The organism is Amycolatopsis sp. NPDC054798, assembly GCF_053611505.1.
The window spans coordinates 1-12,148 of record NZ_JBSHAM010000160.1 but is presented as its reverse complement, the minus strand read 5'-3'; the positions used below and the strand labels follow the sequence as shown (position 1 = coordinate 12,148).

Sequence of the window (12,148 nt, the reverse complement as noted above, 5' to 3'; positions counted from 1 at the left end):
CCCCTGAGGGAATCAGATTCCCTCAGGGGGCCCCTCACGGACATCGGCGGGATCGGAGCCGGAGGAGAGTGTCCACTGTGGCCAGTCAAATCCGCGCCAGCTCCTCCAGCACCCCGGCTGCTTTCGCGATGTCGTCGGTCAACGGCCGGTCCTCCAGCCGCTCGTCCAGCACCTCCGCCGCGGCCTCGAACGCCGCCCGCACCGGCAGATCCACCAGCTCCGCCTTCCGGATCCGCAACGCCCGCACCGCCGCCACCAGCTCGCAAGCCAGCACCTGCCGATACGCGGCCGCCGCGGCCGTGGCGGCTCGCGCGGCTTGGGTCGAGAAGCTCGCGTGGTCCTCGATTCCCCGCGACACCACCGCGGTCCCGAGCGTCGCGGGCAACGCCGCCTGCCGCAGTTCGGTGAGCGCGTCGTGCGCCACGTACTCCAGGATCATCACCCCGGAACTCCCCGGCGGGCCGACCGCGAGAAACGGCCGCAGGCCAGTGAATTCCGGTTCCACCAAGTCGCCCAGCCGGGCCACCGACAGCTCCGCGACCTGATGCACGGTCGCGCGGACTTGGTCGAGCGCGGTCGAGACGTACGCGGTGTGGAAGTGCGCGTGGTGGTACGCGTCGCCGTGCACCGTGGAGATCATCGGATTTTCCGTGCTGGCATTGATTTCTACGGCGAGCACGTCACGCAGATAGTGGATCGCGTCCAGCGCGGGGCCTTGCACCTGAGGAAAAGCGCGCAGCCCGAAGGGATCCTGAAGCCGACGCCCCGGCTTCGGCGTGCCGTGCATGCCCAATAGCCGCCGCATCTCAGCCGCACACGCCACCTGCCCGGCGTGCGGACGTGCTTCGTGCACTGGCGTCGCGTACGCCTCGGGGTTGCCGTCGAGAGCCACGTACGTGAGCGCGGCGACGGCGTGGCTCGCGCGGGTGAGCGTGTCGAGACTCATCGCCGCGAGAGTCGCTTCGGCGAGTGTCGCGGCGTTGCTGCTCATGAACGCCAACGCATCGCCCGCGTGCACCGGAACCGGCGGCACCGCGCCGATCGCCCACGCGCGTTCCCCGGCCAATGCGAGCGCGGCTTCCGCGAGCGGCGCGAGGTCGCCGGTGCCGATCGCGCCCAGCCGGTGCACCACCGGCAGCGCCCCGCTGCGAACGGCTTCGGCGAGCGCGCCGATCAGCTCCGGACTGATTCCGGACCGGCCGGCCAGCAGCTGGTTGAGCCGGATCAGCAGCATCGCGCGGATGTGGCCGTCGGGCAGCAGTTCGCCGCTGCCGCCGGCGTGGCTGCGCAGCAGGCGGAGGCCGTGTTCGGCGGGCTCGTCCACCGCGTCGTCCTTGTTCGCGCCGACGCCGGTGGTGCGGCCGTAGACCACCCGCCGGGTGCTCAGGTCCTCGGCCAGCTTCCACGAGTGCTCGGCGGCCCGCAGCGCGGCGATGGACACGTCGATCGCCAGCGGGCCTTCGGTGTGCGCCGCCGCGACCACGTCGGCGCACCGCAGGGTCCGGCCGTCCACTCGGATCACGGAGTGCTCCTCATTCGGTTTCGTCGAGCCGCTGTTCGAGCGCGTCGAGCCGGCCGGCCCAGAACTGCCGGTAGGGCGCGAGCCACGCGTCCACTTCGGCCAGCGGTTCCGCGCGCAGCCGGTAGCAGCGGCGCTGGGCGGAAACCCGCACGGTCACCAGCCCGGCCTCGCGCAGCACGCGCAGGTGCTTGGACACGGCGGGCTGGCTGAGCCGCAGCTCGGCCACCAGTTCGCCGACCGACCGCTCGCCCTCGAGCAGCAGGTCCAGCAGCGCGCGGCGGCGGGGTTCGGCCAGCACGTCGAAGGTCTGCATCACCCCGGAAATCTGCCTCGCGGCGCATATGCCTGTCAAGGAATGCGAGTACCGCCGAATGTCCGGTTTGTGGTCTAAACCATTGACCTAGTGGTCTAGTCCACTTACGGTGCATTTGTCCCCACCGTCATCAGCTCGTCACCGAGGGTGACTTCTGAAGGGAGCAATGATGCTTCGCTTGCGCAGAAAACGCCTGCTGGCACTGGCCGGCCTGGCGACCGCGGCGTTCGCCGCCGCGGCCGCGCTCGTCCCCGCCGCTTCGACGGCCGCGCCCGCGAGAACGGAGGCCGCGGCCGGCAAGGTGGTCGGCTACTTCACCGACTGGGGCATCTACGACCGCAACTACCACGTGAAGAACATCGAGACGTCCGGGTCGGCGAACAAGCTGACGCACATCAACTTCGCCTTCGGCAACGTCACGAACGGCGGCTGCGCGATCGGCGACGCGTGGGCCGACTACCAGAAAACCTACGACGCGGCGGGCAGCGTCGACGGCGTCGCCGACACCTGGGACCAGCCGCTCGCGGGCAGTTTCAACCAGCTCAAGAAGCTGAAGGCCAAGCACCCCGGCCTGAAGATCATCTGGTCGTTCGGCGGCTGGACCTGGTCCGGCGGTTTCGGCCAGGCCGCGAAGAACCCGGAGGCCTTCGCGAACTCCTGCTACAACCTCGTCAACGACAAGCGCTGGGCCGGGCTGTTCGACGGCATCGACATCGACTGGGAGTACCCGAACGCGTGCGGCCTCACCTGTGACACGAGCGGTCCCGACGCGCTGAAGAAGCTGCTCGCGGCAGTACGGGCGAAGTTCGGCTCGTCGAAGCTGGTGACGGCCGCGATCACCGCGGACGGCAGCAACGGCGGCAAGCTCGACGTCACCGATTACGCGGGCGCCGCGCAGTATGTCGACTGGTACAACGTGATGACGTACGACTTCTTCGGCGGCTGGGCGGCCCAAGGCCCGACCGCGCCGCACTCGCCGCTCACCTCGTACAACGGCCTGCCGACGCAGGGCTTCTACTCGGACGCCGCCATCCAGAAGCTGAAGACCAAGGGCGTTCCGGCCTCGAAGCTGTTGCTGGGGATCGGTTTCTACGGCCGCGGCTGGACCGGCGTCACGCAGAGCGCGCCGGGCGGCACCGCGACCGGACCGGCTCCGGGCAAGTACGAGCAGGGCATCGAGGACTACAAGATCCTCAAGACGAGCTGCCCGGCGACCGGCACCGTCGCGGGCACCGCGTACGCCAAGTGCGGTTCGAACTGGTGGAGCTACGACACCCCCTCGACCATCGCGGGCAAGACGTCGTACGCGAGGTCGCAGGGCCTCGGCGGCACCTTCTTCTGGGAGCTGTCCGGCGACACCTCGAACGGCGAGCTGATCACCGCGCTCGCGAAGTAACCCCGTTCGATACAGCCGGGGCGCCGATTCTGTCGGTGCCCCGGTTTATCGTGCTGCGGGTGAAGTTCAGCGGATTCGGGGAGCACGCCGTCGAGTTCTACGACGGGCTGCTCGCGGACAACACCAAGGCCTACTGGGACGACCACGTGGCGATCTACAAGGAGCACGTCCGGGCTCCGATGGAGGCGCTGCTGGCCGAGCTGGAGCCGGAGTTCGGCGCGGGCTTCGGCGAGGCGAAGGTGTTCCGGCCGTATCGCGACGTCCGGTTCGCCAAGGACAAGACGCCGTACAAGACGCACTGCGGCGGCGTGATCGAGTCCGGCCGCGGCGGGGGAGCGTACTACGTCGAGGTGGGCCCGGCCGGGCTGCGCGTCGGCGGCGGCTGCTTCCACCTGGCCTCGGACCAGCTGGCCCGGTACCGCACGGCGGTCGACACCGAACTGCACGGGCCCGCGCTCGAGAAGATCCTGGCGAGCCTGCGCCGCGCGGGCTGGGAGATCCTCGGCGACCGGCTGAAGTCCAAACCGCGCGGATTCGCCGAGGACCATCCGCGCCTCGACCTGCTGCGGCACCGTTCGGTGTACGCCGTCCGCGCCTGGGAACCGGACGACTTCCTGCACGAGCGCGAGGCACTGGAGCGGGTCCGGAAATCGTGGCGCCAGCTGCGGAAGTTCAACGAATGGGCCCGCGACCACGTCGGGCCGAGCGAGCAGCCGCGCCGCTGACCCGGGCATCCCCCGCGCGGGTGGTTCCGGGCAGCTCCAGGCCGGGCCGTCGCCCAGCGCACACCGGTGGCCGGAACTGAATCCTTCCCGTGTTCTTCCCCCGGAGTTTCGGGATCGGTACAGACGCGAGCGGCCCAAGCGACTAGGCTCTCCGGACGTGAGCCGACGCGCGAAGATCGTTTGTACATTGGGTCCCGCGACCTCCACGCCGGAGAAGATGCGGGCACTCGTCGACGCCGGGATGGACGTCGCGAGGATGAACTTCAGCCACGGCAGCCACAGCGACCACAAGCAGGTCTACGACCTGGTCCGGTCCGCGGCCGCCGAAAGTGGCCGGGCGGTGGGGATCCTCGCCGACCTGCAAGGACCGAAGATCCGGCTGGGCACGTTCGCCAGCGGATCGGCGGAATGGCACACCGGGGACGTCGTCCGGATCACCGTCGAGGACGTCGCCGGCACCCACGACCGGGTCTCCACCACCTACAAGGGCCTCGCCAAGGACGCCAAGCCGGGCGACCGGCTGCTGGTCGACGACGGCAAGGTCGGCCTGGTGGTCAAGGACGTCGAGGGCCAGGACGTCGTGTGCGAGGTGACCGAGGGCGGCCCGGTCAGCAACAACAAGGGCGTGTCGCTGCCCGGGATGGACGTCTCGGTGCCCGCGCTGTCCGAGAAGGACATCGAGGACCTGGAGTTCGCGCTGCAGCTGGGCGTCGACTTCATCGCGTTGTCCTTCGTGCGCTCGCCCGCCGACATCGACCTCGTGCACCAGGTGATGGACCGCGTCGGCAAGGGCCGCCTGCCGGTCGTCGCGAAGATCGAGAAGCCCGAGGCGGTCTACAACCTCGAGGCCATCGTGCTGGCCTTCGACGCGGTGATGGTCGCCCGCGGCGACCTCGGCGTCGAGCTGCCGCTGGAGCAGGTCCCGCTGGTGCAGAAGCGCGCCATCCAGATCTGCCGAGAGAACGCGAAGCCGGTCATCGTCGCCACGCAGATGCTGGAGTCGATGATCAACAACTCCCGCCCGACCCGCGCCGAGGCCTCCGACGTCGCGAACGCGGTCCTCGACGGCGCGGACGCGGTGATGCTCTCCGGCGAGACGAGCGTCGGCCGGTATCCGATCGAGACGGTCCAGACCATGGGCCGGATCGTCGAGGCCGTCGAGACGGATTCGCCGGTCGTGCCGCCGCTGTCGCACGTGCCGCGCACCAAGCGGGGCGTGATCTCCTACGCCGCCCGCGACATCGGCGAGCGGCTCAACGCCAAGGCGCTGGTCGCGTTCACCCAGTCCGGAGACACCGTGCGCCGCCTCGCGCGGCTGCACACGCGGCTGCCGCTGATGGCGTTCACGCCGGAGCAGAGCGTCCGCAGCCAGCTGGCGCTCACCTGGGGCACCACGACGCAGATCGTGCCGCGCGTGGACTCGACCGACCAGATGATCCAGCAGGTCGACCACGCGATGCTCGAAATGGGCAAGTACCAGCGCGGCGACCTCGTGGTCATCGTCGCGGGCTCCCCGCCCGGGACCGTCGGGTCCACCAACCTGATCCACGTCCACCGGCTTGGTGAAGACGACCACGCATAAGGGACATGCCGGAACCCGGTTGCATAGGGTTCCGGCATGACTGAGATGGCCAGGGAAGCCGCCACCGGACTCGACACGAGCACCGGTGGCGGCGGGCAGCCGGTGCTGGACAAGCTCGTCGCGCTGCTGGACCTGGAGAAGATCGAAGAGAACATCTACCGCGGCGTTTCGCCCGCGCACTCGCCGGTGCGGGTGTTCGGCGGGCAGGTCGCCGGGCAGGCGCTCGTCGCGGCGGGCCGGACCGTCCCGGAGGAGCGGCGGGTCCATTCGCTGCACGCGTACTTCATCCGCGGCGGCGACCCGAGCGTCCCGATCGTGTACGAAGTGGACCGCATCCGCGACGGCCGCTCGTTCACCACGCGGCGCGTCGTCGCGGTCCAGCACGGCAAGGCGATTTTCTCGCTGTCCGCGTCGTTCCAGAAGGACGAGCCGGGCATCGACCACGCCGAGACGATGCCGGACGTGCCCGATCCCGAATCGCTGCCGACCTTCCCCGAGCTGACCGCCGGCTTCGGCCTGAGCTTCAGCGAACGTCCGCGGCCGATCGACATCCGCTACATCGGCGAGCCGCCGTGGGTCACCCGCACGACTGGCGAACGCCCGACGCGCCACCGGGTGTGGATGCGAGCCGACGGCAAGCTGTCGGACAACCAGCTCCTGCACGTCTGCGTGCTCACTTACGCCTCGGACATGACACTGCTCGACTCGGTTCTCGCGCGGCACGGCGTGTACTGGGACGTCGACAAGGTGCTCGGCGCGAGCCTCGACCACGCGTTGTGGTTCCACCGCCCGTTCCGCGCCGACGAGTGGTTCCTCTACGACAGCACCTCGCCGAGCGCCTCGGGCGCCCGCGGGCTGGCCACCGGACGGTTCTTCACCCGCGACGGCCTGCACGTCGCCACCGTGGTCCAAGAAGGACTGCTGCGGGTCCGATAAGGACGTCCGGGACGCCTCGCCTCGCCGATGACCACGCAGAGTGGCTGTCTGCACGGAAATCGTCGGAAACCGTCACACTCCCGTGGCGAAATTGCGCGGAAAAACCCGTCTGAGTAATGCCGCGAAGCAAAGGAAGGTGCCCGGGACCGGTCGGGGGGCGGCCCCGGACACCGTGGTCGTCCGCTTTCCCGCGTGGCCGCGAATAGCCGAGGGCGGCCGTCGTCTACGCTGCTCAGGACCGTCGGCGCGACTGGATTCGCGTCGCGGCCCGCAGGATGCCAGAGTACAAGCGCACTCTGCACAATGCAGTTCGGGAGCGGATCGGAACCAGTGAAGGGCGGCTCCCGGCGAGCCGCCGGGAATTCCCCGGTGTTATTACTCCACTGACAAGTCGATCACCTGGTTAGATATGCAGTGCGGGCAACAATACGGACCGGAGGTGCTGCCGTGGCGAGAGGCCAGGGACCGACCGTTCGCCGCCGGCGCCTCGCGAGCGAGCTGCGGAGGCTGCGCGAAGCCGCCGATCTCACCATCGACGAGGTCGGCGAGAAGCTGGAGTGCTCGGCGTCCAAAGTGAGCCGCATCGAGACCGGCCACGTCGGCGTCACCCCGCGCGACGCGAGGGACATGCTCGCGCTGTACGGCATCACCGGCGACGAGCAGGAAGCGCTCGTCCAGCTGGCGCGCGAAGCGCGCAAACGCGGCTGGTGGCACGCCTACAACGAAGTCTTCACCGGCACCTTCGTCGGCCTCGAAGCCGACGCGAGTTCGCTGCGCGCCTTCCAGGCGCTGCTGGTCCCGGGCCTGCTGCAGACCGAGCGCTACGCGTTCTCGGTGATCCGCGCGCTGCGCCCGGACGCCGAAGAGGCCGAGACCCGCCGCCGGGTCGCCGCGCGGATGGCCCGCCAGCAGCTGCTGACCGAGAACCCGCCGGTCGAATACTGGGCGGTGATCGACGAGGCGGTGCTGCACCGCGTGGTCGACAGCCCCGAGGTGATGGCCGAACAGCTCTACCGGATCACCGCGATGGCCGAGAAGCCGAACGTGACCGTCCAGGTGGTGCCGTTCGGAGCCGGGGCGCATCCCGGCATGGAGGGACCGTTCCTCATCATGGGCTTCCCCGAGCAGGCCGATCCCGACGTGGTCTACGTCGACGACAGCACTTCCAGCGGCCTGTACCTCGAACAGCCCGACGACGTCCGGCGCTACGCGCTGATGTTCGACCACCTGCGCGCAGCAGCGCTGAAACCGGACGATTCGGTGGCTCTGATCACCGACGCGGCCGGCCGGTTCGCCGAACAGGCCGCCGCGGTTCAGTAACCGAGGAACACCAACCCGAGACAGTGAGGATGTGGGGACCATGATGGCCGACCTTTCCGGCGCCCAGTGGCGGAAGAGCAGCTACAGCGGCGGCGGCAACGACTGCGTCGAGGTCGCCTTCGTCGCAGGCGGCGCCGCGGTGCGCGACTCGAAAGACCCGGAAGGCGGAGCGTTCCGCCTGCCCGCCGCCGGCTGGCAGGGGCTGCTGGACGCGGTGCGTGCCGACGGCCAGGGCCAGGCTTGACCCGTTCGTTCGGCTGAACGCTGCACTAAGACCCCTTACCCCGCTCGACCTGGACATCTCCGGTCGAGACCTCGGGTAAGGGGTCTTTTCGCGTCCGGGATAGGCGATCACCCGATGCCCGGGGCGGGCCCTCAGCACGAAAGTAGTCGTCATCAAGGAACGACGACCCGCTGGGGAGAACACGATGAGCGACTACAACTGGGACGCGACCCGCGCCGAGGTCGACTACCGGATGGCCGAACTTCGCCGCGCCGCCCGCCACGCCCGGATGGCCCGCGGCAACCGCGTCGTCCGCTGGGTGCGGGCGCACCGCTTCACGAACGTCGAGGTGCCCCGCCAGGAAAGGCGCACGGCGACGGTACCGGAGGCACGGGCGCGACATAGCGCTTGAGCCCCGGCGCCGGGTCGGGGACGGTAAGGGGGTCGGGCGGGGCGGACGCGCCGGAACACGGTTTCCGGTCCGCCGCTCCGCCCGCCGGACCGGCTCGATCCAGGGCCCGCTCCGCCATCGTCCGGCTTGCCGGACCGGAATCAACTCCGCTCCGCCGCTGCCGCAACACTGCTCCGCTGGGCGCTCCGCCAGCGCATTTCCCGGTGCTTCCCAGCCCGCTGCGAAGCACCATCGAGAGCACACCAGGTCTTCCCGCCGGAAGCCTGCTTCGGTCCGTACGCCGATCAGCCTGGGGATCGCCGTCCGCTCCGGACTCCCTCCGCCCGCCGATCGGACGGAGATCACTGGCCGAACCGGCCGCCACGAGCAAATCCATGCCGGAACTGTCGGGGGTGTAGGTGAGAATGCATCTCGTGCCTCGTCTCGGTTCCGGTATTCCGCTCGTCGCCCGCACGCAGGAGATGCGTCGGCTTCGAGCAGCCTTCGCGCGCGCAGAACGCGGAGAAGCAGGTGCGGTGCTGATCGCGGGCGACGCCGGGGTCGGCAAGACCCGTCTGCTCACCGCGCTCGGCGAGCACGTCGCGGGCTGTGGCGGGCTCGTGCTCACCGGCCGCTGCATCGACGTGCGCGACGGCGGTCTGCCCTACCTGCCGTTCGCCGAAGCGCTGGCTCCGCTGGGGTCGTCGGCCGATCCCGCGGTCTCGGCCGCGGTGCGCGCCCGGTCCGCGCTCGGGATGCTGCTGCCGCAGGGCGGCGCTCCGGAGCCCGCGGCGACCGGTGACCACGGGCAGGTTTCGGAAGGGGAGCGCGAGGGCGTCCGCCGGGTGCGGCCCGAGCAGGACCTGGGCCAGCTCCAGTTGTTCGACGCGGTGCTGGGGGTGCTGACCGAGGTCGGCCAGGAGCAGCCGGTGGTCGTTCTGCTCGAAGACCTGCACTGGGCGGATTCCTCCACCCGCAATCTGCTGTCCTTCCTGCTCAGCCGGTTGCGCGCGCAGCGGCTGCTGGTCGTCGGCAGCTATCGCGAGGAGGACGTCCACCGCAGGCATCCGCTGCGCGGCCTGCTGTCGGAACTGGTCCGGCTGAACACCGTGGAACAGCTCACGCTGGCCCCGTTCGGACCGGCCGACGCGCGCGCGTTCGTCGCGGCGCTGGCCGAGGAACCGCTGTCCCCTGATGTCGTCGCGGACATCGCCGAACGGTCCGAGGGCAACCCGTTCTTCGTCGAAGAACTCCTCGCCACCGGCGCCGACTGCCGAGATCTCCCCGCCGGGCTCGCCGAAGTCCTCCTCGCCCGGCTCGAACGCTTCCCGGCGGAAACGCGCCGTGTACTGCGGGTCATCTCGGTCGCCAACGAATCGGTGTCGCACGCCGCCCTCGCACAAGTGGCAGGCATCGGCGACCTGGAGTTAGACGAGGCACTGCGAGAAGCCGTGCAACACCACGTCCTGGTCATCGAGCGCGGTTTCTACACTTTCCGCCACGCCCTGCTGCAGGAAGCGGTCTACGCGGACCTGCTGCCCGGCGAGCGCACGCGGATGCACGCCGGATACGCCGCGCGGATCCAGTCCATGCCGCAAGGCCGCGGCCACGACGCGAAGCTGGCCTTCCACAGCCTGGAAAGCCGGGATTTCGACACCGCCCTGTCCGCGTTGCTGCGCGCCGCGGACGAAGCGGAAAAACTCGGTGCGCCCGGTGCCGCTCTGCGCCACATCGAGCAGGCACAGTCCATTTGGGACGCAGTGGCCCCGGAGAACCGTCCGGAAGGCGTCGACGAACTGAAGCTGCTCAGCGAAGCCTCGTACTTCGCTGGCACTTCAGGCGAGCCGGAACGAGCGGTGGCCTACGCGCGATCAGCCACCGAAGCCTTGAAACCAGACGCGTCGCCCGAACACGCGGCGAAGGTCTGGCGTCGCTTGGCCGAAACGCTGCTCACCCTGGAAGGCACGTTCGACGAGGCAGTCCAGGCGATCGAGCGCGCCTGGGAACTGGTCGCCGACCGGGAGCCGAGCGGCGCGAGGGCGTGGGTGCTGGCTTCGCGCGCCGGGTTCCAACGCCTGCTCGACCAACCGGACGAGGCTCTGGCCAGCGCACACACCGCGGTCACCGACGCGAGGGCCGTCGGGGCGGTCGGCGCTGAGGCGTCAGCGCTCGTCACGCTAGGCACGCTGGCCGACAGCGCAGGAGACCCTGTCGAGGCGCGCGAACGCTTATGCGAGGCTGAACGCAAGGCACACGACGCGGGTGCCCTGAACGTCGAGATCCGCGCCATGTACTTCCTTGCCCTCAGCTACGACGACCAGGCTGAGATGGACCTGGCTCTCGCCCACGCCGCGCGCGGGGTCGAACGGGCGGAGTCCGTCGGGCTCACCTGGAGCGCGTACGGGCTTGAGCTGCGCGCCCGGCTGCTGTACCTGCGCTACCTCAGCGGAGACTGGCCGAAGGAAGACGCCGCAGGCCGCGCGAGACGAGGCGTATCGAGCGCAGTCGCCGCCCGGATCCTGGCCAACTGGGTGTTGTTCCTGGTCGGCCGCGGCCGGTTCGCCGAAGCTGCCAAGGCGTTGCCGAACCTCCGCCAGCAGTGGATGGCGGACCTGCAAATCGCCCTGGCCGCCGGCGACGCCGCGATCGAACTGGCCGCCTGGCGCGGCGACCACGCCGAAGCGCTGCGGATCACCGAAGAATTGGTGCTGTGGCTGGAAAAAGTCGAAACCGCCCTGCTGGGCGGAATCCGGATCGTGGCACTGGCGATCCCGTCGGCCGCCGCACTGGCCGCCGAAGCCCGAGCCAAGGGCGACCAGGCCGCAGCGGACGCCTACGTGGCCACCGGCCGCCGCCTCCTGGAACACGGCCGTCGCTGTGCGGCCGAAGGACACCCGCGCTCCGGCACGATGGGCCGGGAAGGCCAAGCCTGGCTGGCCCGGATGGAAGCCGCCGCGTCGGCGCTGGAAGGCCCGGCAGACCCGGACCTATGGGCCGAAGCCGCCGAGGCTTATTCCTACGGCGCGATCTACGAACAAGCGATCTGCCGCTGGCGGCAAGCGGAAGCACTGCTGGCCACCGGACGCCCCGGTGCCGCGGAAGCCCTTGAGGCCGCCCACTCGGTCGCAGTAAAACTGGAAGCCGTCCCCCTGCGCGACGCCGTCCGCGATCTGGCCCACCGAGCCCGCGTCGACCTGTCCGGCGTCGAACCCGCACCCCCCGCGCGCCCGCAACTGAACCCCCTGACCGACCGCGAACGGGATGTCCTGGAACGCGTCGCGCTAGGCCGCACCAACCGCCAGGTAGGGGAAGAGCTGTACATCAGCGAAAAAACAGTGAGCGTGCACCTCTCGCGCGTAATGGCGAAACTAGGCGCCAGCCGCCGCGCAGAAGCAGTCGCGATCGCCTACGACCGCGGCCTGCTCACCGTCCCCGAGTAAGGCTCCGTGAGGGGACCCCTCACAGCCGCCGATTCCCCCAGGGTTCCCCTCACGCCCCACATCGGTCCGTGAGGGGCTCCTTCACGGACCTAGATTCCCTCAAAGAGTCCTTCACGGCCCGCCCCAGCCCCCGGCCCGCGCTCCGAATGGGATGCACCACCCCGCGTCCGGCGCGCCGCATGCACCCAATGTGGCATTGGGTGCATCCCACGCACCCAATGCCACATTGAGGTTTTCTCAGTAGCGTCCGTGGTGTTCGTGGTGGGTGAGGACGAGGGCTGCTTGGGTGATGTGGCCGAT

10 protein-coding genes are annotated in these 12,148 nt (G+C 69.7%); 8 read left to right on the top strand and 2 right to left on the bottom strand.

All coding sequences use genetic code 11. The annotated features are described in order from the left end of the window. Nucleotides 1-85: 85 nt before the first annotated feature. Both ACWGIC_RS43030 and ACWGIC_RS43025 read right to left on the bottom strand, forming a co-directional pair. Nucleotides 86-1,522: an aromatic amino acid ammonia-lyase gene (locus ACWGIC_RS43030; RefSeq protein WP_452081714.1), complete on the bottom strand. Its 1,437-nt coding sequence runs from the start codon at nt 1,520-1,522 to the stop codon at nt 86-88. 10 nt (nt 1,523-1,532) lie between these two features. Next, entirely contained in the window at nt 1,533-1,835 is a 303-nt protein-coding gene (locus ACWGIC_RS43025) for an ArsR/SmtB family transcription factor (RefSeq protein WP_452081715.1), read from the bottom strand. A gap of 169 nt (nt 1,836-2,004) precedes the next feature. On the opposite strand from ACWGIC_RS43025, the gene ACWGIC_RS43020 reads away from it, so the two are divergent. From ACWGIC_RS43020 to ACWGIC_RS42985, 8 genes are all read left to right on the top strand, one after another. Then, nucleotides 2,005-3,231 carry a glycoside hydrolase family 18 protein gene (locus ACWGIC_RS43020; RefSeq protein ID WP_452081713.1) on the top strand — a complete coding sequence of 409 codons (1,227 nt, stop codon included), beginning with the start codon at nt 2,005-2,007 and terminating at the stop codon, nt 3,229-3,231. Nucleotides 3,232-3,290: 59 nt separating this feature from the next. Next, a complete protein-coding gene (locus ACWGIC_RS43015; protein WP_452081712.1) occupies nt 3,291-3,956 on the top strand; it encodes a DUF2461 domain-containing protein in 666 nt (221 codons plus the stop codon). Nucleotides 3,957-4,113: 157 nt separating this feature from the next. Beyond that, a complete protein-coding gene (gene pyk, locus ACWGIC_RS43010; RefSeq protein ID WP_452081711.1) occupies nt 4,114-5,538 on the top strand; it encodes a pyruvate kinase in 1,425 nt (474 codons plus the stop codon). 36 nt (nt 5,539-5,574) lie between these two features. After that, nucleotides 5,575-6,474 carry an acyl-CoA thioesterase II gene (tesB, locus tag ACWGIC_RS43005; protein ID WP_452081710.1) on the top strand — a complete coding sequence of 300 codons (900 nt, stop codon included), beginning with the start codon at nt 5,575-5,577 and terminating at the stop codon, nt 6,472-6,474. 447 nt (nt 6,475-6,921) lie between these two features. Continuing rightward, entirely contained in the window at nt 6,922-7,794 is an 873-nt protein-coding gene (locus ACWGIC_RS43000; protein WP_452081709.1) for a helix-turn-helix domain-containing protein, read from the top strand. Nucleotides 7,795-7,834: 40 nt separating this feature from the next. Next, nucleotides 7,835-8,038 (top strand): DUF397 domain-containing protein, encoded by a 204-nt coding sequence (locus tag ACWGIC_RS42995; RefSeq protein ID WP_406643084.1) that lies wholly within the window; start codon nt 7,835-7,837, stop codon nt 8,036-8,038. Between the two features lie 184 nt (nt 8,039-8,222). Beyond that, nucleotides 8,223-8,429: a hypothetical protein gene (locus tag ACWGIC_RS42990; RefSeq protein ID WP_452081708.1), complete on the top strand. Its 207-nt coding sequence runs from the start codon at nt 8,223-8,225 to the stop codon at nt 8,427-8,429. A 404-nt stretch (nt 8,430-8,833) separates the two neighbouring features. Then, nucleotides 8,834-11,848, top strand: coding sequence for a helix-turn-helix transcriptional regulator (locus ACWGIC_RS42985; RefSeq protein ID WP_452081707.1), 3,015 nt, complete (start codon nt 8,834-8,836; stop codon nt 11,846-11,848). The last annotated feature ends 300 nt before the right edge of the window (nt 11,849-12,148 follow it).

Bases quoted from the DNA above. Each gene is read 5' to 3' on its own strand.
- ACWGIC_RS42990 (WP_452081708.1), top strand. From the start codon at position 8,223: ATGAGCGACTACAACTGGGACGCGACCCGCGCCGAGGTCGACTACCGG.
- ACWGIC_RS42985 (WP_452081707.1), top strand. From the start codon at position 8,834: ATGCATCTCGTGCCTCGTCTCGGTTCCGGTATTCCGCTCGTCGCCCGC.
- tesB (WP_452081710.1), top strand. From the start codon at position 5,575: ATGACTGAGATGGCCAGGGAAGCCGCCACCGGACTCGACACGAGCACC.
- ACWGIC_RS42995 (WP_406643084.1), top strand. From the start codon at position 7,835: ATGATGGCCGACCTTTCCGGCGCCCAGTGGCGGAAGAGCAGCTACAGC.
- ACWGIC_RS43020 (WP_452081713.1), top strand. From the start codon at position 2,005: ATGCTTCGCTTGCGCAGAAAACGCCTGCTGGCACTGGCCGGCCTGGCG.
- ACWGIC_RS43025 (WP_452081715.1), bottom strand. From the start codon at position 1,835: ATGCAGACCTTCGACGTGCTGGCCGAACCCCGCCGCCGCGCGCTGCTG.